At 72.0% G+C, this 26,185-nt stretch carries 21 protein-coding genes; 16 read left to right on the plus strand and 5 right to left on the minus strand.

Going from position 1 to position 26,185, the window contains the following annotated elements; all coding sequences use genetic code 11:
* Positions 1-7: 7 nt before the first annotated feature.
* Both OHS18_RS38480 and OHS18_RS38485 read right to left on the minus strand, forming a co-directional pair.
* Positions 8-2,953 (minus strand): helix-turn-helix transcriptional regulator, encoded by a 2,946-nt coding sequence (locus OHS18_RS38480; protein WP_328614092.1) that lies wholly within the window; start codon positions 2,951-2,953, stop codon positions 8-10.
* Complete coding sequence (locus OHS18_RS38485; RefSeq protein ID WP_328614093.1) at positions 2,950-4,068, minus strand: molecular chaperone DnaK; 1,119 nt, start codon at positions 4,066-4,068, stop codon at positions 2,950-2,952. The genes OHS18_RS38480 and OHS18_RS38485 overlap by 4 nt, the downstream gene beginning before the upstream one ends.
* 300 nt (positions 4,069-4,368) lie before the next feature.
* On the opposite strand from OHS18_RS38485, the gene OHS18_RS38490 reads away from it, so the two are divergent.
* The 5 genes from OHS18_RS38490 to OHS18_RS38510 all read left to right on the plus strand — a co-directional run bounded on the left by OHS18_RS38490 (position 4,369) and on the right by OHS18_RS38510 (position 10,655).
* Positions 4,369-5,373: an IniB N-terminal domain-containing protein gene (locus tag OHS18_RS38490; RefSeq protein ID WP_328614094.1), complete on the plus strand. Its 1,005-nt coding sequence runs from the start codon at positions 4,369-4,371 to the stop codon at positions 5,371-5,373.
* A 92-nt stretch (positions 5,374-5,465) separates the two neighbouring features.
* The gene (locus tag OHS18_RS38495) at positions 5,466-7,247 is read left to right on the plus strand and encodes an isoniazid inducible protein IniA (RefSeq protein WP_328444109.1); all 1,782 of its coding nucleotides are present in this window, start codon (positions 5,466-5,468) and stop codon (positions 7,245-7,247) included.
* Positions 7,244-8,446: a GTPase gene (locus OHS18_RS38500; protein WP_328444107.1), complete on the plus strand. Its 1,203-nt coding sequence runs from the start codon at positions 7,244-7,246 to the stop codon at positions 8,444-8,446. Before OHS18_RS38495 ends, OHS18_RS38500 begins: the two co-directional genes overlap by 4 nt.
* A gap of 125 nt (positions 8,447-8,571) precedes the next feature.
* Entirely contained in the window at positions 8,572-10,113 is a 1,542-nt protein-coding gene (locus OHS18_RS38505; RefSeq protein ID WP_328614095.1) for an acyl-CoA synthetase, read from the plus strand.
* The gene (locus tag OHS18_RS38510) at positions 10,113-10,655 is read left to right on the plus strand and encodes a TetR/AcrR family transcriptional regulator (protein WP_328444103.1); all 543 of its coding nucleotides are present in this window, start codon (positions 10,113-10,115) and stop codon (positions 10,653-10,655) included. Before OHS18_RS38505 ends, OHS18_RS38510 begins: the two co-directional genes overlap by 1 nt.
* 48 nt (positions 10,656-10,703) lie before the next feature.
* Here OHS18_RS38510 and OHS18_RS38515 read toward each other — a convergent pair whose 3' ends face one another.
* Entirely contained in the window at positions 10,704-11,096 is a 393-nt protein-coding gene (locus tag OHS18_RS38515; protein ID WP_328444101.1) for a TIGR03618 family F420-dependent PPOX class oxidoreductase, read from the minus strand.
* 158 nt (positions 11,097-11,254) lie between these two features.
* Between OHS18_RS38515 and OHS18_RS38520 the strand changes: the two genes are divergently transcribed.
* Both OHS18_RS38520 and OHS18_RS38525 read left to right on the plus strand, forming a co-directional pair.
* Entirely contained in the window at positions 11,255-12,460 is a 1,206-nt protein-coding gene (locus tag OHS18_RS38520; RefSeq protein ID WP_328614096.1) for a glycosyl hydrolase family 8, read from the plus strand.
* A gap of 115 nt (positions 12,461-12,575) precedes the next feature.
* On the plus strand, positions 12,576-13,157 hold the full coding sequence (locus tag OHS18_RS38525) for an NADAR family protein (RefSeq protein WP_328614097.1): 582 nt from the start codon (positions 12,576-12,578) through the stop codon (positions 13,155-13,157).
* On the opposite strand, the gene OHS18_RS38530 is transcribed toward OHS18_RS38525, so the two are convergent.
* Positions 13,118-14,104 (minus strand): Gfo/Idh/MocA family protein, encoded by a 987-nt coding sequence (locus OHS18_RS38530; RefSeq protein WP_328614098.1) that lies wholly within the window; start codon positions 14,102-14,104, stop codon positions 13,118-13,120. The genes OHS18_RS38525 and OHS18_RS38530 overlap by 40 nt on opposite strands.
* 965 nt (positions 14,105-15,069) lie before the next feature.
* On the opposite strand from OHS18_RS38530, the gene OHS18_RS38535 reads away from it, so the two are divergent.
* From OHS18_RS38535 to OHS18_RS38560, 6 genes are read left to right on the plus strand one after another with little or no spacing between them, the layout of a single operon-like run.
* Positions 15,070-16,020: an ABC transporter substrate-binding protein gene (locus tag OHS18_RS38535; protein WP_328614099.1), complete on the plus strand. Its 951-nt coding sequence runs from the start codon at positions 15,070-15,072 to the stop codon at positions 16,018-16,020.
* Entirely contained in the window at positions 16,007-16,885 is an 879-nt protein-coding gene (locus OHS18_RS38540) for an amino acid ABC transporter permease (RefSeq protein WP_328614100.1), read from the plus strand. Before OHS18_RS38535 ends, OHS18_RS38540 begins: the two co-directional genes overlap by 14 nt.
* A complete protein-coding gene (locus OHS18_RS38545; protein WP_328444089.1) occupies positions 16,878-17,645 on the plus strand; it encodes an amino acid ABC transporter ATP-binding protein in 768 nt (255 codons plus the stop codon). The genes OHS18_RS38540 and OHS18_RS38545 overlap by 8 nt, the downstream gene beginning before the upstream one ends.
* Positions 17,642-19,360, plus strand: a complete 1,719-nt coding sequence (locus OHS18_RS38550) for an aminotransferase class V-fold PLP-dependent enzyme (protein ID WP_328614101.1) — start codon at positions 17,642-17,644, stop codon at positions 19,358-19,360. The genes OHS18_RS38545 and OHS18_RS38550 overlap by 4 nt, the downstream gene beginning before the upstream one ends.
* Positions 19,361-19,412: 52 nt before the next feature.
* Positions 19,413-19,790 carry an effector-associated constant component EACC1 gene (locus OHS18_RS38555; RefSeq protein WP_328444085.1) on the plus strand — a complete coding sequence of 126 codons (378 nt, stop codon included), beginning with the start codon at positions 19,413-19,415 and terminating at the stop codon, positions 19,788-19,790.
* Positions 19,791-19,792: 2 nt separating this feature from the next.
* Complete coding sequence (locus tag OHS18_RS38560) at positions 19,793-21,361, plus strand: caspase family protein (RefSeq protein WP_328614102.1); 1,569 nt, start codon at positions 19,793-19,795, stop codon at positions 21,359-21,361.
* Here the strand turns inward: OHS18_RS38560 and OHS18_RS38565 are convergent.
* On the minus strand, positions 21,349-22,521 hold the full coding sequence (locus OHS18_RS38565; RefSeq protein ID WP_328614103.1) for a macrolide family glycosyltransferase: 1,173 nt from the start codon (positions 22,519-22,521) through the stop codon (positions 21,349-21,351). The genes OHS18_RS38560 and OHS18_RS38565 overlap by 13 nt on opposite strands.
* 272 nt (positions 22,522-22,793) lie before the next feature.
* On the opposite strand from OHS18_RS38565, the gene OHS18_RS38570 reads away from it, so the two are divergent.
* The 3 genes from OHS18_RS38570 to OHS18_RS38580 all read left to right on the plus strand — a co-directional run bounded on the left by OHS18_RS38570 (position 22,794) and on the right by OHS18_RS38580 (position 26,157).
* Positions 22,794-24,368, plus strand: coding sequence for an alpha/beta hydrolase (locus OHS18_RS38570; RefSeq protein WP_328614104.1), 1,575 nt, complete (start codon positions 22,794-22,796; stop codon positions 24,366-24,368).
* Positions 24,369-24,520: 152 nt separating this feature from the next.
* Positions 24,521-25,429 (plus strand): ABC transporter ATP-binding protein, encoded by a 909-nt coding sequence (locus tag OHS18_RS38575; RefSeq protein WP_328444077.1) that lies wholly within the window; start codon positions 24,521-24,523, stop codon positions 25,427-25,429.
* Positions 25,426-26,157 carry an ABC transporter permease gene (locus OHS18_RS38580; protein WP_328444075.1) on the plus strand — a complete coding sequence of 244 codons (732 nt, stop codon included), beginning with the start codon at positions 25,426-25,428 and terminating at the stop codon, positions 26,155-26,157. Before OHS18_RS38575 ends, OHS18_RS38580 begins: the two co-directional genes overlap by 4 nt.
* The last annotated feature ends 28 nt before the right edge of the window (positions 26,158-26,185 follow it).

The following is a 26,185-nucleotide window of genomic DNA, read 5'->3' on the forward strand; positions in this document are numbered from 1 at the left end:
TGCGGTGTCAGGGGGCGTCGGGGCGGGACAGCAGTTCTCGCAGGGTCGCCAGCAGTTCCCGGCGGTCCGCCGCACCCAGCTTCCCGCGGATCCGGGCCATGTGGTGCTCCACCGTCTTGCTCGAGATGAACAGCTTGCTGCCCGCCTGCTTGTACGTCAGGCCCTCGACGACCAGCCGCGCGACTTCGAGTTCGCGTTCGCTCAGTGCCGCCAGCCCGGTGCCCGACGACGCCGGTTCCGCGGCGCCGGCCTCGCGGCGGACGCCTGTGCCCTGGAACTGGCGGGCCGCCTCCAGGAGCTGGACCATCGCCTTGCGGTCGGACGTGCGGATCGCCGCCTGGCCGGCCAGCCGGGACGCGTCCCAGCGCAGGCCCAGGTCGTGCAGTTCCGCCGCGGCCGCCGAGATCTCGTCCGGGGCGAACGTGCCGCTCAGCACCGCGAGCCAGCCTCGGGCCGCCGTGGCCAGGGCGCTCGGGTGACGGCCGCAGTGGGCGTGGGAGGTCAACGTCGCGAGGTGGGCCTTCGCCGCTTCCGCGTCTTCCAGGGTGATCGCCGCGTGGAGCTCGTGCCAGACCAGGGAGACCGTCCACAGTGGAGGTTCGCCGAGGCGGGCCAGCAGGGCGTGGGCGCGTTCGAGCTGGCCGGCGAGCTTCGCGTGGGCGCCGGTGCGGGCCGCCGCGATCACCAGCTCGCCCAACGGCAGCAGCGTGAACAGGTCCGTCTGCTGCCGCATCGACGCCTGGTACGCGCGGTCCCACGACCGCTGCAGCCCGACCAGATCACTGGACCGGCGGGCCAGCCCGAGCTCCAGCGTCGCGAAGAAGAATTCGTCGCGGGCTTCCAGCGTCCGGCCGGCGACGGCGTCGCGGTGTTCCGCCGCCGTCGCGAGGTCGCCCGCGGCCATCGCCACCCAGCCCAGCAGCAGGCGGTGCCGCGCCGCGAAGAGGTCGCCGCCGATCCGGCCGGCCAGGGCCCGGGTCAGCACCGACTCGGCCAGGGCCAGTTCGCCGGTGTGCACCGCGGCGAGCGCGGCCAGCGCCGCCGGGGTGTCGGGCAGCAACGTGCCGCCCAGCGCCGGTTCCAGCATCGCCGCCGCGCCGAGCAGGGTGGACAACGTCTCGGTCGCACAGCCCGACACGGAGTCGGCGATGCCGCGCGCCATCCGGGTGGCCGCGCCGGCGAACAAGGTCGGCGCGACGCCGGGGGCGGGGGAGTCGAGCAGCCGGAGGGCGGTCGCGAGGTCACCGGTGCCGACCAGGGCCGTCGCCGCGAACGCGTCGGTGCCGCCCCGGCCCGCCGAGAGATACGGCCCGGCGCGGTAAGCCCCCGGGTAATGGGCGCCGCCTGCCGGAAAGCCGGTGCCGTGGGCCGCCGGGACACCCGCACCGGGGCCGTGGGGCGCGGAGAGGTGGGCGCCGGCGCCATGGGCGGACGAGTGGTGGACGCCGGCCCCTTGGGAAGCCGAGTGGTGGACGCCGGCCCCTTGGGAAGCCGAGTGGTGGACGCCGGCGCCATGGGACGCCGAGTGGTGGACGCCGGCGCCGTAGGGCGCCGAGTGGTGCACGTCGGCGCCTTGGGACGCCGAGTGGTGGACGCCGGCGCCGTAGGGCGCCGAGTGGTGCACGTCGGCGCCTTGGGACGCCGAGTGGTGGGCGCCAGTGCCGTAGGGCGCCGAGTGGTGCACGTCGGCGCCTTGGGACGCCGAGTGGTGGGCGCCAGTGCCGTAGGGCGCCGAGTGGGCGCTGGTGCTGTGGGCCGCGGACTGCTGGGCGTCGCCTCCGTGGCCTGCCGGGAGGTTCGGGTCGCCGTGGGCCGCGGAGTGGTGCGCGCCGGCGTCGTGGGTCTGCCCGCCGCGGGCGGCCCATTGGTACAGCTCCGCGCCGCGGGCCAGCTCGCCTCGGTGGGCCAGCACCGTGGCCGCGATTTCCGCGCCCGCCGCGCGGGTCTCGGGGTCCGGGGCGCCGAGCATGCCGTCGCCGAGGCGCAGTGCCGTGTCGAGGTCGCCGGACAGGGCCGCCGCGCGGGCCCAGCCCGCCGTGACCACCGGGGAGCGGTCGCCCGCCTCCGCGGCGGCTTCGAAGAGCCTGGTCGCCAGGCGGGCGTCCGTCGGCAGGGCTTCGGCGGCCGCCGCGGCGAAGGCCGCCGCCGCCGACGTGCCGGTGCTTCCCGTACCCAGCAACGAACGTGCCAGGTCGAGGACCGGGAGGCCGTTCGCCAGCTGCAGCTCGACGAGCCGCTGCACCGTCGTCAGCCTTCGCGCCGGCGGGCCGAAGTCGCGGACGGCGGCCGAGGCCAGGGGCAGCAGCGTGTCGTCCGGGGCGAGCAGACCGGTCGCGCGGGCGCCGTCCACGATGCCGGGCAGCTGGTCGGGCGTGCGGTCCAGCAGCGCGCACAGCAGGTCGAGGTTGCGCCCCGCGCCGGCTTCGGCCGCGATCAGGTAGCGCAGGACGTCGTCGTCGAGCTCGTCCAGTTCGGGGCGGAACTCCTCCAGCCGCCCGAGCAGCGCGCGCTCGGCCAGCCGGGGCACCCCACCACTGGCGGCGTACAGCTCGGCCGCGGCGGACGGGTCGGCCGGTTTGCCGGCCAGCGTCTCGATCAGCCGCGCGACGTCGGCGACCCCGAGCGGGGCGAGCTGCAGCATCGTCCAGCCGGCCGCGACCGCGGCCGGGCGGTGCGCGACGACGATCGGGCCGTCGGCGCCCGCCAGGAGCTCCTCGAGCTGGTCGGCGTCGATCCGGTCGGCGTCGTCGACGAGCAGGGCGTCGGCGCCGGCGTCCCGGTAGGCGCGGGCGAGCGCGGCGAGCAGCACGCTCTTGCCGTAGCCGCCGGGGGCGACGACGGCGAGCCGCAGCGGCGCGGCCGGGTCGGCGGCGACCTGGTCGAGCAGCTGCCGGGCCGCCGGGTGCACGGGGACGGGGTGGAGCGAGGCGGCCTGCGTGAGCAGAGTGTTCAACAGTGACCTTCACCGGAGGGGGCGCAGTGGCTCGGGGCGGGAGGCTGGTCGGGGCCGGCGGTGGCTTCGCGGGCGGTGATGGTGATCAGGACGGCCGAGACGGCCGCGGCGAGCACGAGGACCGCGGCGGCGAGGGGCCGCCGTCGCCGGAACAGGTCCATCGGGCCGGTGCGTTCGGGGAGTTCGAACGGGGTGATCTCGACCGGCGGGCGGGGTGGCCGCTCGCCGAGCTCACCGAGCGTGTCCATCTTGGGCAGCAGGGTGGTCTCGACGGCCGGGGGTTCCTGGGGGGAGCCCCGGCCCTCGGCGCGCAGCCCGGCGAGGGCGGCCGCGCCGAGCGCGGTGGTGGCCGGCGGAACCGGTCCCGCGAACATCGGGCACGGCGGCCGGGCGGGCAGCGCGTGCGGCGGGACGTCGCCGCAGAAGACCACGCCGGCGAGTCCCTTCGGGGACGTCGACGCGGTGCCGGCGAGCGCGAACAGCGTGCTCAGCGCGGCCGCCGGGGACACGCCTTCGGCGCTCGCCCCGATCTGCCAGCCGTTCGCGCCGCTCGGGGTGGCCAGCGTGACGTTCACGCCGTCGGCGCCGAACTCGCAGACCCCGGCGCCGGTCACCCCCGGGCCGGGTACCGGCAGGTGCGCGCCGAGCGCCGCGATCGAGCCGGGGACCAGCGTGACCGCGGTGAACCCGGCGTCGGCCAGTGCCCGCCGCAGCACGTCACGGCGGTAACCGCCCCAGTCGCCGGGGTGGGTCAGCACCAGGTGCTGCGGGGGCCCGCCGAACTGGGTCTCGGCGTGCTCGGCGATGCCTTCGACGAGCACTGTGGTCAGCGTCTCCGGTGTGAAGGACTCGCCTTCGACGACCATCGGCACGTCGTCGCCGATGCGCCGGTGGAAGCCGGTGAGCAGCCGGGACGGGACCCGGGCGCCGGCCTGCGCCGCCGCGTCGCCGGTGAGCAGGTACCCCTCGTCGTCCAGGAACAGCGCGGACGCCGCGGCCGGGGAGCGTTCGCCCAGCCACAGGGGCTCGGGGGCGCTCCAGCCGGGGCCGTGGCGGTGGCTGATCGCGGCGTGGGTCCGCCCCTGTGCCACATCGATCCCGAGGACATAGGGCAACGGCGCTTCCTCCTCACCTCGCGGGGCCGATCGGGGGCAGGAAATCCCCCTAGGGCTCGGGGCATCCTCACCCAAACGGGTTAGTCAGGCAAGGGTCTGGAGGGATTTAACCCAACTGCGAGCATCTCGGATGAGCCCCTAACTCCCTAACGATGACATATCGATCCCCTATCGGCTGAGTCGGATGCGACTCGGAGTGATCCCCGATGTGCGTGGGGGGACCGGCTGCCTAACTTGGCCATGGACACCGGCCCCAGCGGCCGATGCCGTCCCCCGAACCACCGGATCAGGAGAACCTCCATGGACTCCGTGCAGACGTTGCACGACTTCGCCCTCAACCTGCTCAACGACCCGACCGCCCTCGCGGCCTTCGGGACGGACCCGCAGCAGGCGCTCGCCCTCGCCGGCCTCGGCGACGTCAGCGCCGCCGACGTGCACGAGGTCATCCCGCTGGTGCTCGACTACGTCCCGGTCGACAGCCTCCCCGCCGTCGGCGGTCTCCCGGCGATCGGCGACCTGTCCTCGCTGGGCACCGACAGCACCGGCAACCAGGGCGCGATCGACCAGCTCACCGCCCTCACCGCGGGCCTCGGCCTGCCGGCCACCCCGGCGCTGCCGGGTCTCGGCGACCTCGGTGTCGGCGGTGTCGGCGGGGTCGGCGAACTGCCCGTCGTCGGCGACCTCGGCCTGCCGACCAGCGCGGTCTTCGGCGGTCAGCAGCTGTCGAGCGTGACCGACGTCACCAACGCCGCGAACGTGACGGCCCTCGCGGGCAGCGTCACCAACTCCCTCGGCCTGGGCGGCGACCTCGCCCACGGCATCGACGCCGGTTCGCTCGGCCTGGGCAGTGCCGTCACCGGCGCCGCCGACGGCCACAACGGCGTCGGCCAGGTCGAGCAGGTCGTCACCGATGTCACCGGCACCGTCGCGGCCCCGGTCCACGGCGGCGACCTGGCCGGTGCCGTCACCGGCGCCGTGAGCCCCGTCGGCGAGGTCACCAACCACATCGGCGACTTCACCGGCACGCTGAAGAACGTGGGCGACCTCGACGTCAAGCACGTCGGCGGCGACCTGACCAGCGCGGTGCAGAACAGCCTGGGCGACATCACCCACAACACCGTCACCACGGTGACCGGTGCCGTCGGCGGCGTCGACCACAACGCGGTCGGCGACATCGCGAGCAACAACGGTGTCGACGCGGTGCACGACGTGGTGTCGGGCGTCACCGACAACCTCAGCCACAACGCGCTGGGCAACATCCACGTCGGCGACCTCGGTCACAACGACATCCACCTGGGTCACTGATCCCCTCGGGTGCCCGTTCCGCGGTCAGGGTGCGACCGCGGAACGGGCACCCGGCTCGCGTCCATCACTCGTACGGGGGAGACTCCTTCGTCGTGACCGCCCCAGCTTGGCTCGAAGTGCTCAACGAGACCTTGGACGCGTGCCGCACCCACGGCCGCGCCGATCTCGCCGAGCTCCTGCGCAGACGCCGTGACGCCCCCGCCGAGCAGATCCGGCTGGGTGTCCTCGGCTTTCCCAAACAGGGCAAGGGCTACCTGCTCAACGCCGTCCTGAACGCGCCGGTGTGCGCGGTCGGCGACGCCGCCACCCCCGCCGTGCCGACCGAGATCGGGTACGCCGAAGAACCCGCCGCCACGCTGGTCGGCCGGTCCCTCGAGCGGATCCCCGTCGCGGTCGAACGGCTCACCGGGGAGCTCGGCGCCCGGCCGGCGGGCACGCTCAGCCGCGTCGAGGTCGGTGTGCCCCGCGAACTCCTGTCGGCCGGGCTCGTCCTGGTCGACACGCCGCCGGTCGGCGACCCGCGCTCGCCGCGCACCGCCGCCGCGCTGGACCTGCTCGCCGAGGCGGACGCGGTGATCATCGTCTCCGACGCGACCGCGTCGCTGAGTCCCGCCGAACTCGCGCTGGCCCGGCACGTGCGCACCTGGTGCCCGCACGTCGTGCTCGCGCTGACCAAGATCGACGCCAGCCCGGGCTGGCGCGCCGTCGCCGAGCGCGACCGCGCGATGCTCGCCGAAGCGGGGATCGACGCGCCGGTGCTGCCGGTCTCGGCCGTCGTGCGCCAGGCCGCGGCGAAGGCGGGTGACGCCGATCTCAACGCCCGCTCGGGCTTTCCCGAGCTGCTCACCTGGATCGCCGAGCAGGCCGCGCGGCCGCCGGAGCAGTCCCGCGCGCTGCTGGCCGCCGTGGGCGTGCGCGCCGCCGCCGCGGAACTCGTCGAATCCCTGCGCGACCGCGCCGACGCCGCCGGGCAGGAGGCCGGGCTGGGCCAGGCGGCGCTGCTGCAGCGGGCGCAACGCCGGGCCGACGACCTGCGCCGGCAGAACACCCGGTGGCAGAACCTGCTGTCCGACGAGATCACCGACCTGCTGTCCGACGCCGAGTACGACCTGCGCGAACGGACCCGCAAGATCGTGAACACCATCGACCAGACCTTCGACGACGGCGATCCGGCGAAGGTGTGGGACGAGTTCGCCCCGTGGCTGGACAACGCGCTCGCCGAAGCCGTCGACACCAACTACGGCTGGCTTGCCGACCGGGCCGAGTGGATCGCGCAGGCGACCGCGGCCTGCTTCGGTGCCCAGTACGAGGGCGCGCTGCCCGACCTGCGGCTCGACGGCTCCGGTGTCGAAGGCCTCGACGACGTCCGCCGCCCGAAGATCGAGAAGTTCAAGGTCGGCCAGCAGGCCTTCACCGGCCTGCGCGGGTCGTACGGCGGTGTGCTGATGTTCGGCCTGGTGACCAGCCTCGCCGGCTTGCCGCTGATCAACCCGGTCTCGCTCGGCGCCGGCGCGGCGTTCGCCGCGAAGACGATCAAGGACGAGGGCGGGATGCGGCTGCAGCGCCGCCAAGCCGTCGCCAAGCAGGCCGCGCAACGGCACGTCGACGACGTCTTCCTGCGGTTCGGCAAGGAATGCCGGGACTCGATCCGCGTGGTGCAGCGCCGGCTGCGCGACCACTTCACCGGGCTCGCCGAAGAGCTCGCGGACGAGCTGACGCACGAGCGCGAGACGATCCTGGCCGGCACGGCCGAGCGCGAGCGGCGGACTGTCCACATCAGACGCGAGATCGACCGGCTCGCCGGTCTGCACCAGCGCGCGGGCGAGCTCGGCACGATCGCGGGCCGGACCACGCGGCGGGAGCTTTCGGCGTGACCCAGGACGTCCGCGACCTGCTGGCCGCCGCGGCCGGGCTCTACCGCGACGACCCGCGCGCGTCGGCGGTGCTGCTCGACTGCCAGCACCGGCTGGAGCAACCGCTGCGCGTCGCGTTCGCCGGGGCGCCGTCGTCCGGGAAGACGACCCTGTCCGCCGCGCTCGGGGAGTGGCCGACGCGGGCGCTGCGCGACCTCGTGCTGCTCGACGACCCCGGCCCGGCCGACGACTTCCCGGACGCCACCGTCCGCCTGGTGCGCCACCTCGAACCGGACGAGCTCGCCGCGGCGCACCCGCCGGGCGGCTCGCCGTTCGCGCGGCAGAGCGCGGTCAACTCGGTGCTGGTGCTCTCGCGTGCCGACGAGGTCGGCGCGGGCCGCATCGACGCGCTGCTGACCGCGAAGCAGCTCGCGCGGCGGGCGTGGCGGGAAGACCCGCTGTGCACCGGGTTCCTGGGCGTGATCGCCGTCGCCGGGCAGCTGGCCTACGGCGGTCGTTCGCTGCGGGACGACGAGTTCGACCTGCTGGCCGCCTTCGCCGCGGTACCGCGCGAAGAGCTGGAACGGTACGTGTTGTCGGTCGATTCGTTCACCGATCCGGCGTTCCCCGGCCCGATCCCGGTGGAGACGCGCCGCTCGCTGGTGGTGCGCTTCGGCATGTTCGGCGTCCGGCTGGCGCTGACGCTGATCCGCACCGGCTGCGACGACCGCGTCAAACTCTCGGCGGAGCTGGTCCGCCGCAGTGGTCTCGGCGAACTGCGCGACACCCTGGCGGGGTGTTTTGTCGCGCGGGCCGAAGCGTTGAAGGCGCGGACGGCGGTGATCCGCCTGGAAGCGTTGCTGGCGGCGCAACCCCGCGCGGGCGGCGACCGGCTGGTGTCGCGGGTGGAGCGGTTCGCGGCGGCCGCCCACGACTTCCGCGAGCTGCGCCTGATCGCCGACATCCGCGGCGGCCGTACGGCGTTGTCCGGTGAGCCGGCCGAGGAAGCGGTGCGGCTGCTGGGTGCCCAGGGCACGGCGCCGGCCGACCGGCTCGGCCTGGAGCCGGACGCGGACCCCGGCGAGATCTACGACTCGGGCCTGGACGCGCTGCGCCGCTGGCGCCACGAGGCCGAGCGCCCGGACCGCCCCCACGCGGAACGCACGGCGGCGCACGTCGTGGTGCGCTCGGCCGAAGGTCTGCTGGCCCTGTTCGGCTGACGCGGCAAGGAAAACACCGACCGGTCGGCTGATCCGGCGATCCCTGTCCGGCCTTGACGCGCGCCCGGGCGCGACGCACCATAGAGCGGTCTACGGTCCAGCGCCGGCCCGAAGGGAAACCCGCCATGCCCGAAGACCACCGCCCCCGGGTCCGGCTGTTCGGCGAGCTTCTCGCGCACTGGGCGCGCGAGCGCGCCACGGACACCGCGCTCATCTACGGCGACCACGCGTGGACCTGGGCGGAGTTCGACGACCGCGTCCGGCGGCTGTCGGGCGCGCTGGCGGCGGCCGGGATCGGCCGGGGCGATCGCGTCGCGTTCGTCGACAAGAACCACCCCGCCTGCCTGGAGACGACTTTCGCGGCGGCCGGGATCGGCGCCGCGAACGCCGTGGTCAACTGGCGGCTTTCCGGCGACGAACTCGCCTACGTCCTCGCGGACGCCGGTGCCAAGGTGGTCTTCGTGGGCGCCGAACTGCTGCCCGCCCTCGAAGCGATCCGGGATCGGCTGCCCGCGCTGGAACGCGTGGTCGTCGTCGGCGGGGACAACGACGGATACGAGTCCCTCCTGTCCGCGGAACCCGTCGGTCCGCGAGAACTCGACGAGCACGACGGCGTCCTGATCATGTACACCAGCGGCACCACCGGTTTCCCCAAGGGCGCCGTGCTGACCCACCGCAGCATCCTCGCCCACGGCATCGCGGCGGGCACCGCGTTCCCGATCGGGCCGGGTGACGTCAACCTCGTCGCGATGCCGTTGTTCCACGTCGGCGGCAGCTGTTACGCGGTTTCCGGGTTCCTGTACGGCGAACCGTCGTACCTGACGCGCGAGCCGGACGCGGCGTCGCTGTTCGCCGCGCTGGCGGCCGGGATCACGCACGCCTTCCTGGTGCCCGCCGTCGTCGCCGGCCTCGCCCAGGCCGGCGACCAGGCGATGCAGGCGTTCTCGAAGCTGAAGTACCTCTGCTACGGCGCTTCGCCGATGCCGCTCCCGTTGCTGCGCAAGGCGTTGGCCGCTTGGCCCGACGTCAAGTTCGCCCAGGTCTACGGCATGACCGAGCTGTCCGGCGCGGTCACCGCCCTCGACCCGCAGGCGCACCGCGACGACTCCCGCCCGGACCGGCTCGCGTCGGCGGGCACCGCACTGTCCGGAGTGGACGTCCGGATCGTCGACCCGGTCACGCTCGAAGACGCCGACGCCGGCGAAGTCTGGATCCGCACCGACCAGCGGATGGCGGGCTACCTCGGCAAGCCGGAGGCGACCGCGGAGACCGTTGTGGACGGCTGGGTGCGCACCGGCGACGTCGGCCGCCTCGACGACGGCGGGTTCCTGTTCCTCGAGGACCGCGTGAAGGACATGATCATCACTGGCGGCGAGAACGTGTACTCGCCCGAGGTCGAGCGGGTCGTCGCGGAGTTCCCCGGCGTCGCCGAGGTGGCCGTGATCGGCGTCCCGGACGACCGGTGGGGTGAGCAGGTCAAGGCCGTCGTGGCCGGTGATCAGCTCGACGCCGACAAGCTCATGGAGTTCTGCCGCGAGCACCTGGCCCACTACAAGTGCCCGCGCAGTGTCGACGTCGTGGAAGCGTTGCCGCGCAACGCGACCGGCAAGATCCTGAAACGCTCACTGCGCGAGCCGTATTGGCGGGACCGGAGCCGGAACGTCTGATGCCGCCGGTCACGCGGCAGGCCTACTTCGAGGCCGCGCTGAAGGTGCTGGCCGAGCACGGGTTCACCGAGCTGAACGTCGGCCGGCTCTGCCGCGACCTCGGCGTCACGAGCGGGTCGTTCTACCATCACTTCGGCGGCTGGCCGGGCTTCGTGGAGCAACTGCTGGACCACTGGGAGAACCGGCAGGTGCTGATCCTGCGCGAGCGGGACTTCGGCACCGGCGGGCCGTCGGCGGACTTCGCCGCGCTGATGGACCTGACCCTCGGCCTGCACCACGAGGCCGAGGCGGCCATCCGGGCGTGGGGGATGAACGACGAGAGCGTGCGCGCGGCGCAGAAACGCGTCGACGAGGCCCGCGTCCGGACGGTCGGCAGGGCGGTCAAGGGCATCGTCGGCGACCGTGCGCTGGCCCGGACGCTGACGTCGCTGGGAATGGCGATGCTCGTCGGGCACCAGCAGCTCGCGTCGGCGGGGGAGCACAGCGAGCTGGCGGCGCTGCTGGCCGAGTACACCCGGCTGGTGCACTCCCGCGGCTCGTGAGTGGTCAGGGCGGTTCTAACCGCCCTGACCACTCACGACAAGCCGGGGTCAGGCGTTGCCGAGGATCCGGTTCACGGTGATCTCGAGGACCACCCGCTGCGGGTTCGGCTTCGGCTGGCGGTAGCGCGCGGCGTAGCGGTTTTCCGCGTCCCGCACGGATTCCGGGTCGTCGCGCAACACCGCGCGTCCCTCTAAAGTGGACCACTTCGGGCCTTCGAGCTGGCAGACGGCGACCGCGATCCCGTCGGCGCCCGCGGCCCGGGTCAGCCGGGCCTTGACCGACGAGTCGAACGTGATCACCCGGGCGAGGCCGGCTTCGAAGTCGACGGTCACGCCGACCGCGACGACGTGCGGGGTGCCGTCCGGGCGGACGGTCGTCAGGGACGCCAGGCGCCGTTCGGTCCAGAAGGCGCGGAAGTCCGCGCCGCGGTCGATCTCCATGCCCCCACGCTAGTCCGTCCGGGCGAGCGGGGGACCGTGAAACCACTCACGGTAATTGTAAGGAAAGTTTCCTAACGGTCTTGACCTGCTCTTGAACTTTCTGTCACTCTCGGAACCGCTGTCGCCGCAGCCGAAACGATGTCCTTTACGGAGGAGCGATGAAGAAGATCGTCCGGGCGGTGGTGGCCACGGCCGCGCTGGCCGCCGGGCTGCTGAGCGTGCCCGCGACCGCGTCCGCAGCCGGCACCCCGTACGTGCCGGGCACCTTGCGGCCCTCGGTCTCGCAGGCCACCCAGGACCAGGTGCTCCAGAAGTACTACGACTTCTGGAAGAAGAACTTCCTGACGACCAAGTGCGGCAGCGGCACCTACGCCGTGCTGTCCAAGGACGCCGACCACTCCTTCGTCGCCGAGGGCGAGGGTTACGGCGTGACGATCTCGGCGATGATGGCCGACAAGGACCCGCAGGCCCGCGCGATCGTCGACGGGATCGTGAAGTTCGTCAAGGCCCACCCGTCGGTCAACAACAAGGACCTGCACGCGGCCGAGCAGGACGCGAACTGCAAGAGCGTCAACGGCAGCGACTCGGCCACCGACGGCGACCTCGAAATCGCGTACGGCCTGCTGATCGCGGACACGAAGTGGGGCAGCGCCGGCTCGGTCGACTACAAGGCCGAGGCCGTCCGGATCATCAACGCGATCAAGAAGAGCGAGGTCAACAACAGCACGAAGTTCACCCTGCTGGGCGACTGGGGCAACGACGCGGAGTACAAGAACAGCTCACGCTCGTCGGACTGGATGCCCGGCCACCTGCGGGCGTTCGCGAAGGCCACCGGCGACAGCTTCTGGGACTCCGTGCGCACCCGCTCGGAGACCGCGGTGAGCCGGCTGCAGTCGCAGTACGCGCCGAACACCGGGCTGCTGCCGGACTTCGTGGTCAACACGAACTCGACGCCGAAGCCGGCGCCGGCGGACTTCCTCGAGGGCCCGTACGACGGCAAGTACAGCTGGAACGCCTGCCGCGACCCGTGGCGCCTCGGCGCGGACGCGATCTCGGCGTCCGGCAGCGCGGCCGCCGCGCAGGTCCGCAAGATGAACACGTGGATCAAGTCCGCGACGGGCGGCGACCCGTCGAAGATCCAGAGCGGCTACTCACTGTCGGGCACGAAGACCGAGAGCGGCCAGCACCCGTGCTTCACCGCGCCGTTCGCCGTGGCGGCGATGACGGACCCGGGCAGCCAGGCGTGGCTGGACAAACTGTGGACGTCGATCGCGGCGTTCTCCCCGGACTCGACGGACTACTACGGCACGGGCATCACGATCCAGGTGCTGCTCATCCTGACCGGCAACTACGTCGCCGCCTAGGTTCGCCTCAAGTCCGTGAAGGCCTCCTTGAGGGACTCTATGTCCCTCAAGGAGGCCTTCACGGACTTCGGAAAATGGGGCGCGGAGTGGGGGCGGGGTGCGTGAGACTGGGGGTGTGAGCAGGTATCCGCGCAGCGTCGAGGAGCTGACCCGTGCGCTCGACGCGGGGAAGCGGTTCAAGTACGTCTACTTCTGGGGCAACCGGCCGCCGCGTGGTGGTGGGGCCGGCTCCGGCTGCCTCAGCCAGTGGTGGCCGTCGCCGTTCGTCGTGGACGACGTCCGGTTCGCCACCGCCGAGCACTACATGATGTGGCGCAAGGCGCAGCTCTTCGGTGACGAGGAGGTCGCCGTGCAGGTCCTGACCGCGGGACACCCCAAGCAGGCCAAGGACTTCGGCCGCCGGGTGCGTCGGTTCGACGAGGCGACCTGGGTCGCTTCCCGTCGCGAGATCGTCGTCGACGGCAACGTCGCGAAGTTCGCCCAGCACCCCGACCTGGCCGAGTACCTCGCCGGGACCGGCGACCGGGTGCTCGTCGAGGCGAGCCCGCTCGACCGGGTCTGGGGTATCGGCCTGGCCGCCGACGACCCGCGCACCGCGAACCCCCGCGGCTGGCGAGGGCTCAACCTGCTCGGTTTCGCCCTCGCCGACGTGCGGGCTCAGCTCGGCTCGCGCACGGGCAGCCCGGCCGCGCGGTAGATCGCGTCGATCACACCCATCGTCTCGACGGCGTCCTCGGCCGACGTCTTCACGGGCGCGCCCTCCAGGACCGCCGCCGCGAAGGCGTCCAACTGGTACGCGTACGACGCCCGCCGCCCGAAACGTTCGGTGCGGCGGGCGCCGCCGGCGCGCACGGAGAGCCGGTGGTACACCTGCGGGGACGCCGGGTTCAGCACGAAAAGCGAGCCCTGCGTGCCGATCACCTTCGCGCTGATCTTCAGCAGGGTCGACGACCACATCGAGCACGTGACCCGCCCGGTGTGGCCCGCAGGGTAGCGCAGCTCGGCCGTCATCGCGCGGTCGATCTTCGCGTCACGCAGTTTCGCCTGTGCCGAAACGGCTTCCGGGGTTTCGCCACCGCCGAAGATACGGGCCATGTGGACCGCGTAGCAGCCCGCGTCCATCGTCGCGCCGCCCGCCAGGCCGTAGTCGTAGCGGATGTCGGAGAACTTCGGCAGCGGGAAGCACAGGGACGTTTCGACGCGCTGCAACGTCCCGAGCTCGCCTGACGCCACGATTTCCTCTACTCGCAAGGCGAGAGGGTGGTAGCGGTAGTGGAAAGCCTCCATCACGACGCGATCCGAAGCGGCGGCCAGGTCGGCGATCTCGCGCGCTTCGGCCGCGTTGGCGGTGAAGGGCTTCTCGCAGAGGACGTGCTTGCCCGCTTCCAGCGCGGCGCGCGTCCAGCGGCCGTGAAGGCCGTTCGGCAGCGGGTTGTAGACGGCGTCGACGTCGGGGTCTTCGAGCAGGGCCTCGTAGGACGTGTGGACCCGGGCGATGCCGTGCTTGGAGGCAAACGCTTGCGCCCGGTCGGCGGACCGCGCGGCCACCGCCACGACCTCGACGGCGGCGTTTGTTGAAGCGGGCTTGACCAGGGCGGTGGGTGCGATCCGGGCCGCACCCAGGATGCCGATCCGCAGGCTCATGGCGCGAAAGCTAGCACCGGATGTTGTGCGCTTGGCCGGCAGTCGCGCGAACGGTCCGTTCGTGGCGTTGTGGTGGCGAACGGGCCGGTCGCGCTGGTTGCCGGTTCGGGGGTTCACGTGCGCGAACGGCCCGTTGGTGCGCTTTCGGCGGGCGCGAGTGGCCCTTTCGTGCCCGGTGGTGGTCGCGAGTGGCCCTTTCGCGCCCGGTGGTGGTCGTCAGTGGCCCTTTCGCGCCCGGCGGTGGTCGTCAGTGGCCCTTTCGTGCCCGGCGGTCGGTCGCCGACGCATCGTTCGTGCGCTGTGGATGGTCGCCAAAGGGCCATTCGCGCCCTGGACTGTCGTCGCCAACGGACCGTTCGTGCGCTGGGGAAGTTGCCAGTGGCCCGTTCGCGCCCTACCGGTCGTCGCCAACGGGCCGTTCGTGCTCGGCCGGCCGTTGCGAGTGGGCCGTTCGCGCCTTGGCTGTAGTCGCGAGTGGCCCGTTCGTGCGGTGCCGGCGGTCGCCTACGGGCCGTTCGTGTTGGGCCGGTCGTCGTGAGTGGGCCGTTCGCCTCGGCCGGCCGTCGCGAGTGGGCCGCTCGCGCGTTGCCGGCCGTCGCCGGTGGCCCGTTCGTGCGGTGCGGGCTGTAGTCAACGGGCCGTTCGTGTTGGGCCGGTCGTCGTGAGTGGGCCGTTCGCCTCGGCCGGCCGTCGCGAGTGGGCTGTTCGTGCCTTGCCGGCCGTCGCGAGTGGCCCGTTCGTGCGGTGCCGGTCGTCGCCAACGGGCCGTTCGTGCTCGGCCGCCGTCGCGAGTGGCCCGTTCGCGCCCCGGCAGCGGTCGTCGACAGCCCGCTCGCGAACCCCAGCCGGGCGCGAACGGCCCGTTCGTGCCTGACCGTGGCCGATCGAATCAAATTTCAACACGCAGTTGACCTCTTCAACAATGAGTTGTAACGTTCCGGCCAGCCGAACAGTGGAGGTCCGCTATGTCCCGTTCCCGTGCAGTCCAGGCGGTGTTGCTCGCGAGCTTGGCCGTCCTGGTGACCGCTTGTGGTGGTGGTCCGGACGGCGCGGGCGGGACCTCGCAGGCTCCCGGCGCGCCCGCTTCCGGCATTCCGGACACCACCGCGATCGTCCAAGGTGTGCAGAAGGATGCCCAGCTCAACGCCGCTTTGCCGGCGAACGTCAAGCAGGCCGGCGTGCTCCACCTGGCGTCCAACCTGCAGTCCGCGCCCAACAACTTCTACGCCGCCGACGGCAAGACGCCGATCGGCTACGAGGTGGATCTCGCCAAGGCGATCGCCGCGAAGCTCGGGGTGAGCGTGACGCACCAGGACATGGCCTTCGGCTCGCTGATCACCAGTCTCCAGTCCGGCCGCATCGATCTGACCATGGCCGGGATGAACGACACCAAGGCCCGCCAGGCCCAGATCGACTTCGTCGACTACTTCACCTCCGGCATCACGATCATGACCCGCAAGGGCAACCCGGACGGCATCACCGGGCCGGACGCGCTGTGCGGCGAGAACGTCGCCGTCGTGCAGGGGACCAGTCACCAGAAGTTCGCCGCGACGCAGAGCGCGAAGTGCACCCAGGCCGGCAAGCCCGCGGTGAACGTCACCGCGACCGACAGCGACAACCAGAACCAGAACCAGCTGCGCACCGGGCGCGTCGCGGCCATCCTCAACGACCTGCCCAGCGCCGTCTACATCTCGCGGACCGCCGGCGACGGCAAGTTCTTCGAGGTCGTCCCGGGTGAGCCGATCGAGGGCGGGCCGTACGGCATCGGCGTCAACAAGCAGAACAAGCCCCTGACGGACTCCGTGCAGAAGGCCCTGCAGGCGCTGATCGCCGACGGTACCTACGGCAAGATCCTGCAGGCCTGGGGTGTGGACCAGGGCGCCATCAAGGAGGCCGCGGTCAATGGCGGAAGCTGAGCCCCTGCCGATCGTCCGGCTCCGCCACTGGGGCCGGTGGGTCGCCGCCGTCGTGATCGTCGCGCTGCTCGTGCTGCTGGGCATCGCCCTCGGCAACGCGCAGATCGAGTGGAGCCAGGTCCCGGACTTCGTCTTCTTCAAGGTGATGGCGACCGGGCTGCTCAACACCGTCGTCCTCGCCGTGCTGTCGCAGGCCGTCGCGATCGTGCTGGGCATCATCATCGCCCTGCTGCGCCGCAGCGCCAACCCGGTCGCCCGGTGGTTCGCCGCCGGCTACATCTGGATCTTCCGCGGCCTGCCGGTGCTGCTGCAGATCCTGCTCTGGTACAACCTGGCGCTCGTCTTCCCGGTCATCCACATCCCGTTCCTGGTCGACGCGCAGACGAACGTGCTGATCAGCGCGTTCACCGCGGCGTTCCTCGGCCTGGCGCTTAACGAAAGCGCGTATATGGCCGAGATCGTCCGGGCCGGGCTGAACAGCGTCGACAGTGGACAGACCGAAGCCGCGAAGTCGATCGGCATGACGCCGGCCGCGACGCTGCGCCGGGTCGTGCTGCCGCAGGCGATGCGCGTGATCATCCCGCCGACCGGCAACGACTTCATCAACATGCTCAAGGGCACGTCGATGGCGTCGGTGATCGGCGTGACCGAGCTGATCCACGCGGCCAACAACATCTCGTCGAACAACCTCCTGGTGATGGAGACGCTGCTGGCCGCGGCCGTCTGGTACATGGTCGTGGTGACCGTCGCCGGGGTCGGCCAGCACTACCTGGAACGCGCGTTCGGCCAAGCCGACCGCGGGCCGCTTTCCCGCGCGGGCAAGGCGTTGCGCGGCGTGCCGCTGGTGAGGAGTGCCCGTGTCTGAGCCACTGCTTCGCGCCGTCGGCGTCAAGAAGTCCTACGGCCACACCGAAGTGCTCGGCGGCATCGACCTGGAGGTCCACAAGGGACAGGTCGTCTGCCTGCTCGGGCCGTCCGGCGCCGGGAAGAGCACCTTCCTGCGCTGCATCAACCACCTGGAGACGATCGACGCCGGCCAGATCTGGGTCGACGGCGAGCCGATCGGATACCGGCAACGCGGCGGCAAGCTGTACGAACTGCGCGAACGCGACGTCGCCCGCCAGCGCCGCGACATCGGCATGGTGTTCCAGCGCTTCAACCTCTTCGCGCACCGGACGGCGCTGGAGAACGTCGTCGAAGGCCCGATCCGGGTACTGGGTCTCAAAGCGGACGAGGCACGCAAGCAGGGCCTGGAGCTGCTCGACCGCGTCGGCCTCGCGCACCGCGGTGACGCCTATCCGGCGCAGCTGTCCGGCGGGCAGCAGCAGCGCGTCGCGATCGCGCGGTCGCTGGCGATGAAACCCAAGTTGATGCTGTTCGACGAGCCGACGTCGGCGCTGGACCCGGAGCTGGTCGGGGAGGTGCTCGAAGTGATGAGTACGTTGGCGGGGGAGGGGATGACGATGGTCGTCGTGACGCACGAGATGAGCTTCGCCGCGGAGGCCGCCGACGAGGTGGTGTTCCTGGCCGACGGCGCCGTCGTCGAGACCGGGCCGCCTGATCAAGTATTGAGCGCGCCGAAGCACGAACGCACCCGGCAGTTCCTGGCGAGGATCCTCGCGTGACGCGGATTTCGCCCCGGTACCTGCTCCAGTTCGACGAGCCCGCCGGCTACCTCGACTTCGCCCGGTTCGGCCCGCCGTCCCACGCGGTGCTCGACACGACGGCCGCGCTGCTCGACCAGGCCACCACGGCCGGGCCGTCCACTGTGGACGAGCTGATGCGGCAGGAGATCCGGGCCAAGGCCGCCGCCGCGCGGCTGTCCGGCTCGGACACCGACCACACCGTGCTGCTGCCGAACACGAGCCTCGGGCTGTTCCAGGCCGCGTTCCACAGCGGCGGCGAGGTCCTGGTGTCGGCCGCGGAGTTCCCGGCCAACACCTACCCGTGGGCCCGCGCCGAGCAAGCCGGACGTCTCAAGTTGAGGCGCCTGACCGGCGGTTATGTGACGCCCGAGCGGATCGCGGAGGCGTTGACGCCGGAGATCACCACGGTCAGCGTGAGCGCCGTCGACTTCCGCACCGGCTTCCGCGCCGACCTCGCCGCGCTGCGCGACGTCGTCGGCGACCGGCTGCTGGTCGTCGACGGCATCCAGGGCTTCGGCGTCGTCGAGGCGCCATGGGAGGTCGCGGACGTCCTGGTCGTCGGCGGCCAGAAGTGGCTGCGCGCGGGCTGGGGCACCGGCTTCGCGGTGCTGTCGGACCGGGCCCTGGAGCGGCTGGACCCGGTGCTGTCGGGCTGGACCGGCGCGCGCGACCCCGGCCTGTTCGACGACGAGATCCACCCGCCGGACACCACCGCCCAGGCCTGGTCGATCTCCAACCTCAGCCCGATCACGTCCGGCGCGTTCGCCGAGGCCCTGGAGCTGGTGGAGGACGCCGGGGTCGGCGCCATCGCCGCGCGGATCGCCGAGCGGATCGGGTCCTTCGAGGAAGTGCTCGCCTCCTGCGGCGCCGAGATCGTCTCGGCGACCGAACGCCGCGCCGGGATCCTCGCGTTCACACTGCCCGGTCACCCGGCCGAGCAGGTCGGCGCCGCGCTGGCCAACGCCGGGATCGCCGCGACCGTCCGGCCCGAGCACGTCCGGCTGTCGCCGCACGCGTCCACCCCGGCGGCCGCCGCGGACCTGCTCCGCGAAGCGCTGAAGACGCTGACCGAGCCACGGGAACCCATGGCCATCCCGGCCGCGGGGGCGACGACCCACGAGGTGCTGACCGCGCTGGTGCCGGCCATCCCGGGTCTCGCGGCGATGCTCGGCCCGGGCAACGAGGTGCTGCTCCACGACCTGAGCCGGCGGCCGGACTCGATCGTCGCGATCGCGGGTGACCTCACCGGCCGCAGCGTCGGCGGCCCGATGACCGACCTGCTGCTCGGCCTGGTCCGCCGCGGCACCACGCAGGACCTGACGAACTACCGCACCCACGGCCCGGACGGCCGCGCGATCCGGTCGTCGACGCTCTTCCTGCGGGACGCCGACGGTGTCGCGGTCGGCTGCCTGTGCGTCAACAGCGTCGACCCGGCCGCTTCGGCGGGCGGCAACGGCGAGCCGGAGACTTTCCCACCGGATGTCGACAGCCTGCAACGGTTCCTGGTCGACCGGGCGATCGGCAAGGCCGGGATCCCGGTGGACCTGATGAAGAAACGCCACAAAGCCGGGGTGGTGCGCGAACTCGACGAGGCGGGGTACTTCCTGATCAAGGACGCGGTCGACCACCTCGCGGGGCGGTTGGACGTGACGCGCTACACGATCTACAACTACCTCAACGAAATCCGCGCCTGAGGCTGCCCGATCGGACCTTGTCCGCGCCCCCGGTGTGGCGGACGATGTCCCGATGACCGACACGCGGCGGGCCCTGCTGCGGCTGGAGGCGGGCGACGACGCCGACGCCGAGGAGCTGGACCGGCTCGCCCGGCGGTTGCGGGCCGAGCTGGGGGAGCTGGACCTCGACGTGCTGGCCGTCCCCGCCGGCGAGCCGCCCGAGGGAGCGAAGGCCGCCGACCCGGTGACGATCGGCACGCTCGTGGTGGCGTTCAGCGCGGCCGGCGGGGTGTTCCCCGGGCTGGTCGACACGCTGCGCGACTGGCTCGGGCGGCAGGCGGGCAAGCACAAGATCACGGTGACGGTGGACGGCGACACGGTCGAGCTGGAACGCGCCACGGTGGCCGAGCGGCAGCAGCTGATCGACGCCTTCGTCCGCCGGCACGGGTAGCCGTGGCCGGGCGGCACGCGCTGCTGATCGCGACCGAGACGTACGCCGACCCGGCGCTGCGGCGGCTGACCGCGCCCGGCGGCGACGCCCGCGCGCTGGCGGCGGTGCTGAGCGACCCGGAGATCGCCGGCTTCGAGGTGACGACGCTGGTCGACCAGCCGCACCACGTCGTCGGCGAGGCCATCGGCGAGTTCTACCGCGGCCGGCGTCGTGACGAGCTGACGTTGCTGTACTTCACCGGCCACGGCGTGAAGGACGACGACGGCAGCCTCTACCTGGCGATGGCCAACACCCGCCGCGACAGCCTGATGTTCACCGCGCTGGCGGCCGAGCAGGTCGACCGCGCGCTGGCGGGCTGCGCGTCGCGGCAGAAAGTGCTGGTGCTCGACTGTTGTTACAGCGGCGCGTTCCCGTCCGGAAGACTGGCGAAGGCGGGCACGGACGTGCACACGCTGGAGCGGTTCCAGGGCCGCGGCCGTGCGGTGCTGACGGCGTCGGACGCGACGCAGTATTCGTTCGAGGGCGACGAGGTGGTCGGCTCGGCGGCGCGTTCGGTCTTCACCCGGCACCTGGTGGCGGGCCTGCGCGACGGCAGCGCGGACCTCGACGGCGACGGTGACGTCACGGTCGACGAGCTGTACAGCTACGTCCACGAGCACGTGGTGGCGGAGATGCCCCGGCAGCGGCCGAAGCACCAGTCCGATGTGGAGGGTCGCATCGTGCTCGCGCGCAACCCTCGGTGGGCGTTGCCGGAGTACCTGCGACACGGTTTGACGAGCCCGATCGCCTCGGACCGGCTGACGGCGCTGGAGGGGCTGGTGCGGCTCAACCGGGTGGGCAACGAGGTGGTCCAGGCCCGCACTGAGGCGGAGATCCGGCGGCTGGTCGACGACGACAGCCGGACGGTCTCGGCGGCCGCGCTGGCCTGGGTGACGGCCGCCGCGGTGGCACCGGCGGCCGAAATGTCGACGGGTGATGTGGCGGTCACTGAAACGTCACCGGCTGAGGTGCCTGCGGTCGAAGCCGTGGAAGCGGGGGAGGGACGGCCGGTGGTGGGGGCTGCGCCGCCGGGGGAAGAGGTGCCCCTGATGGAGAAGGTGCCGCTGGTGGAGGCTGCACCGCCAGGGGAAGAGCCGCCGCTGATGGAGAAGGTGCCAGTGGTGGAACTGGTGCCTGTGGTGGAAGAGGTGCCGGCGGCGCCTCTTCCGAACGCCCCGGTTGCCGAGCCGCCATCGCCACCGTCGGCTGCTGCGCCGACGGCGGTGGCGCAGCCGGGCTCACCCATTCCGCCAGTGCGGAGAGTGGGCCCGGCGGCCAAGGTGGCACCGGCCCAGCCGAGACCGGCGGGACCATCCGTGAAACGGACAGCCCCGCTGGTCCCGGAGGTGCCCGACCCCCGCGGCGAGGCCCGGGACGCGCGGTTCTACCTCGGCACCGCTGGGTTGATGGTCGCTCTGGCGATCGGGATCCTGCTCGCCGTAGGCCTGGGCAGCTGGGTCGTGCTCCTGTTCCTGATTTTCCTGGTTTTCCTCGGACTGGGCGTCGCCGCCTTCCGCCGTCAGTCCAAATAGGACTCCACCGCGTCCGCCGCCGCGGGAACACCGCCGTGGCCGCGGATCTCCGCCTTCAGCTCCGCGAGCCGAGCAGCGATGGAAGGTGACGACGACACCTCGTCGACCGCCTTTCGCACCGAAGCGGCGGTCACCGAGGAAGCCGGCAGGTGCTTACCGACACCGAGGGCCTCCAGCTGGGCCGCGTTGCCGAACTGGTCCGCGGCCTGCGGGATCGCGACCGTCGGGACGCCGAACCACAGCGACTCCGTCGCGCCGCCCATGCCGGCGTGCGTGATGAACGCCGACGCCGCCTCCAGCACCGCCAGTTGCGGCACGCTCTCGAAGACCTCCACCGAGGACGGCAGCGGTCCCAACGCTTCCGGCGGGACGTGCTTGCCGATCGACATCACGACGTGCCAATCCGAAGCGAACGCCTCGATGCACGCCCGGTAGACGTCGAGCTGGTCGTTGTACGCCGTCCCGAACGACACCAGCAGCACCGGCCTCCCGGACGACGGTGGCTGCCACGAACGGTCGGCCAGCCGGGACGGGTCCAGGCACGGCCCGACGAACCGCACGTGGGCCCCGACGCGCTCGGCGTGGGGTTGCATCGCCCGCGGGATGAGCGACAGGACCCGCGACGGGTGCCCGAGCCACTCCCAAGCGTCCGCGAAGATCCCGTTCGCCCGCAACCACGAGGTGTACGTCGCGGCATAGTCCACACCGGACGGTGACGCCTTGATCGGGGCCAGCACCTCGGCCATGTCCTCGTCGTAACCGTCCCACGCCACCAGCGTCGGCGACAGCTGCACGGCCGGGACGCCGTACCGCTGCCCGAGCACCGGCGCGCCCAGCCCGCCGATGTCGTACAGCAGCAGGTCGGGCCGGTCTTCGTCGAAGACCGACGTCAACCGCGGGTGGATCGCGATCGCCTCGTCGAGGAAGACGCGCATCGCGTCGGCCGGGTCGTCCGGCCAGACGGCGGCCTCACCGAGCGGGAAGAGCGTCGGGTGCTCGACCACGGACGCGCCGGTCGGCGACACCAGCCCGGCCAGCGGCGAGCCGACGACGTAGGACACGCGGTGCCCGCGTCGCACCAGCTCGCGGATGACGCCGAGCGACGGGTAGACGTGGCTCGGCGCGGAACAGCCGACCATGACGATGTGCTTGCGCAGCATGAGTCTCCTTCAAGAGGAAGAAGGGCAGACGGCGCGCAGATGGGGGGACCGCTCCGGTGGGCGGGCGGTCCTGCGGTCACGCCGTCTCAGACGCGGCGGAGGCGGATGAAGTAGATCATGACCGGCACCGTACGGGATGTCCGATTCGGCGCGCCACCCGATTTCCTCCTTTCGTAGGGCATTCGCCGACGGGCAACCGTTTGCGGTACCTGCGGCCCGGAGGCGGGTCTAGGGTTCACCCGCTTTCGTCGGAGCCGAAAAGGGAGAAAACAGTGAGACGTGCTGTAATCGCCGCGGTGGCCGCCGCCGCGCTGGCGTCCGCGCTCGTGGCCGCGCCGGCCGCGACCGCCGCGCCCGCGCCGGCCGCCGCGTCGATCGCCTGGGGGCCGTGTACCGATCCCACGCTGGTCGCCGCCGGCGCCGAATGCGGGTACCTGGCGGTCCCGCTCGACTACTCGAAGCCGAACGGCGAGCAGGTCCAGCTCGCCGTCAGCCGGGTCAAGCACAAGGTCGCGGACGCGCAGTACCAGGGCGTCATGCTGACCAACCCGGGCGGCCCCGGCGGCTCCGGGCTGCTGCTGGCCACCCGCGGTCCGAGGGTGCCGAACCACGCGGGCGACGCCTACGACTGGGTCGGTTTCGACCCGCGCGGGGTCGGCGCGAGCAAGCCCGCGCTCTCGTGCGACCCGAACTACATGACCTACGACCGGCCGGAGTACGTGCCGGTGACGCCGCAGCTCGAGCGGACCTGGCTGGCCAAGGCCAAGGGGTACGCCGACGCCTGCGCCAAGAACAACTCGCGCGCGCTGCTGCAGAACATGAAGACGACCGACACGGTCAAGGACATGGACTCCATCCGCAAGGCGCTGGGCCAGAAGCAGCTGAACTTCTACGGCTACTCCTACGGCACCTACCTCGGCCAGGTCTACGGCACGCTGTTCCCGCAGAACGTGCGCCGGATGATCCTCGACTCGACCGTCGACCCGCGCGGCGTCTGGTACGGCGACAACCTGAACCAGGACGTCGCCTTCGACGTCAACATCCGGATCTGGTTCGGCTGGCTCGCGCAGCACGACGACGTCTACCACCTGGGCAAGACGCAGTCGGCGGTGCAGCACCTGGTCAACGAGCAGCTGCTGAAGCTGGCGCTGCACCCCGCGGGCGGGGTCATCGGCTCGGACGAGCTGATCGACGTCATCCAGCAGGCGTCCTACTACCAGCTGCGCTGGACGCTGCTCGGCGACGCGCTCTCGAAGTTCGTCAACAACGGAGACGTGGCGACGATGAAGTCGCTGTTCGAGGCGTTCGGCGGCCTCGGCGACGACAACGGCTACGCCGTCTACCTCGCCGTGCAGTGCTCGGACGTCCAGTGGCCGACCAGCTGGAACCAGTGGAAGGCCGACAACTGGAAGACGTTCGCCAAGGCGCCGTACTTCACCTGGCAGAACGCCTGGTACAACGCGCCGTGCCTGAACTGGCCGGTGAAGCCGGGCACGCCGACGAAGGTCGACGGCCACGGCGTGCAGAGCGTGCTGATGATCGACGAGACGCTGGACGCGGCGACGCCGTTCCCGGGCAGCCTCGAGGTCCGCAGCCGCTTCCCGGGCGCGTCCCTGATCGCCGAGCCGGGCGGCACGAGCCACGCGATCACCCCGCGCGGCAACGCGTGCGTCGACAACAAGATCGCCGACTACCTGGCGACGGGCGCGCTCCCGGCCCGCAAGCCGGGCCGCACGGCCGACGTCGAGTGCGCCCCGCTGCCCCAGCCGACGCCCCCGGCGCCGGCTCCGGCCGCATCGGCCAAGGCCGACACTCAGGGCCTGGTTTCGGGCCGGTTCACCGGCTGACCTGCGGTAACCGCTGAAAGCGGGGTGTCGGGCCCAGTGCCCGGCACCCCGCTTTTGTGCGCTCTCCGACACCGTGGGCTTTGAAGTTACGTGGACTTTGTGTTACAAAGTCCACAGCGACTTTGCGATTCAAAGTTCACGAAGGGGGACCCATGGACACCGGACCGGCGTTCGCGCTCCACGGCCTGACCAAGCGGTTCGGGCAGGTCACGGCCGTCGCCGACGTCTCGGTCGAGGTGGCGCGCGGGGAGGTCGTCGCGCTGCTCGGGCCGAACGGCGCGGGCAAGTCGACCACCGTCGACATGCTGCTGGGGCTGACCAAGCCGGACGCGGGGGAGGTCGTCGTCGGGGGCGGGAGCCCGCGCGAGGCCGTCGACCGGGGGCTGGTCGGCGCGATGATGCAGAACGGCGCGCTGCTGCCGGACGTCACCGTCGGCGAGATCGTCGCCCTGGTCGTCTCGACGCACGCCAAGCCGCTGCCGGCGGCCGAGGTGATCGCCCGGGCCGGCCTCCGGAACCTCGTGAAACGCCGCTGCGGCAAGCTTTCCGGCGGCGAACGGCAGCGCGTGCGGTTCGCGCTCGCCCTGGCCGGCGACCCGCAGTTGCTCGTGCTCGACGAGCCCACCGCCGCGATGGACGTCGACGGGCGGCGGTCCTTCTGGGCGTCCATCCGCGGGTTCGCCGACACCGGCCGGACCGTGGTGTTCGCGACGCACTACCTCGCCGAGGCCGAGGACTACGCCGACCGCGTCGTGCTGATGCGCCACGGCAAGGTCGTCGCCGACGGTCCGGTCGCCGAGGTCCGGGCCGCGGTGTCCGGGCGCGTGCTGAAGGCCGTCGTGCCCGGCGCCGGCGAGAGCGACCTGGCCGCGCTCCCGGGCGTCACGAGCGTGCAGATCCGCGCCGGCCGCGCCGAGCTGGCCTGCGCCGACTCCGACGCCGCCATCCGCGGTCTGCTCGCCGCGCACCCGCTCGCCGCCGACATCGAAATCACCGCGCTCGGCCTGGAAGAGGCGTTCCTCGCCCTGACCGCCGACGAGACCGAAGGAGCGCCTGCGTGAACACGACGTACCTGAGCCTGGAGATCAAGCGGATCGTCCGCAGCCCGCAGTTCACCATCTTCACCATCGGCATGCCGGTGGCCATGTTCCTGCTGTTCGGCTCGATCTTCGGCAAGCTCGTCGCGCCGAACGGCCTCCCGGCGGACGTCCAGACCATGATCAACCTCGCCGCGTACGGCGCGAGCGGCGGCGCGCTGTTCACCGGCACGAGAGTGGCGCAGGAACGCACCGACGGCTGGCAGCGGCAACTGCGCCTGACGCCGATGCGCGGCCCCGGCTACCTGGTCGTCAAGGTCATCTCGGCCATGGCCGTCGCCCTGCCGGTGCTCGTGGTGGTGTTCGCCGCGGGCCTGGCGATGGGGGTGCAGATGAGCGCCGCGCAGTGGGGCCTGGTCCTGGTGTCACTGTGGCTCGGCACGCTCCCGTTCGCCGTGCTCGGCCTGGCCATCGGCCTGTTCGGCAAGGGTGACACTGTCGGCGCGGTCACCGGCGCGCTGATGATGCCGCTGGGCATGCTCGGCGGCCTGTGGATCCCGCTCTACGTCCTGCCGGACTGGATGGCCACGCTCGCCCACTTCTTCCCGACGTTCTGGCTCGGCCGGGTCGGCCTGGAACCGCTCGCCCACGCCGGCGGGATGGGCCTGGCGGTGCTGGTGCTGGCGGGCTGGCTGATCGTCCCGGCGCTCGTGGTGGTGCGCCGGTTCCGGCTGGACACGGCGCGGCTGTGAATGCGTGTTAACTTCCGTGCAGTACTGC

This window comes from Amycolatopsis sp. NBC_00355, assembly GCF_036104975.1.
GTDB lineage: Bacteria > Actinomycetota > Actinomycetes > Mycobacteriales > Pseudonocardiaceae > Amycolatopsis.

Bases quoted from the DNA above. Each gene is read 5' to 3' on its own strand.
- OHS18_RS38490 (WP_328614094.1), top strand. From the start codon at position 4,369: ATGGACTCCGTGCAGACGTTGCACGACTTCGCCCTCAACCTGCTCAAC.
- OHS18_RS38505 (WP_328614095.1), top strand. From the start codon at position 8,572: ATGCCCGAAGACCACCGCCCCCGGGTCCGGCTGTTCGGCGAGCTTCTC.
- OHS18_RS38510 (WP_328444103.1), top strand. From the start codon at position 10,113: ATGCCGCCGGTCACGCGGCAGGCCTACTTCGAGGCCGCGCTGAAGGTG.
- OHS18_RS38515 (WP_328444101.1), bottom strand. From the start codon at position 11,096: ATGGAGATCGACCGCGGCGCGGACTTCCGCGCCTTCTGGACCGAACGG.
- OHS18_RS38520 (WP_328614096.1), top strand. From the start codon at position 11,255: ATGAAGAAGATCGTCCGGGCGGTGGTGGCCACGGCCGCGCTGGCCGCC.
- OHS18_RS38530 (WP_328614098.1), bottom strand. From the start codon at position 14,104: ATGAGCCTGCGGATCGGCATCCTGGGTGCGGCCCGGATCGCACCCACC.
- OHS18_RS38535 (WP_328614099.1), top strand. From the start codon at position 15,070: ATGTCCCGTTCCCGTGCAGTCCAGGCGGTGTTGCTCGCGAGCTTGGCC.
- OHS18_RS38540 (WP_328614100.1), top strand. From the start codon at position 16,007: ATGGCGGAAGCTGAGCCCCTGCCGATCGTCCGGCTCCGCCACTGGGGC.
- OHS18_RS38555 (WP_328444085.1), top strand. From the start codon at position 19,413: ATGACCGACACGCGGCGGGCCCTGCTGCGGCTGGAGGCGGGCGACGAC.
- OHS18_RS38565 (WP_328614103.1), bottom strand. From the start codon at position 22,521: ATGCTGCGCAAGCACATCGTCATGGTCGGCTGTTCCGCGCCGAGCCAC.
- OHS18_RS38575 (WP_328444077.1), top strand. From the start codon at position 24,521: ATGGACACCGGACCGGCGTTCGCGCTCCACGGCCTGACCAAGCGGTTC.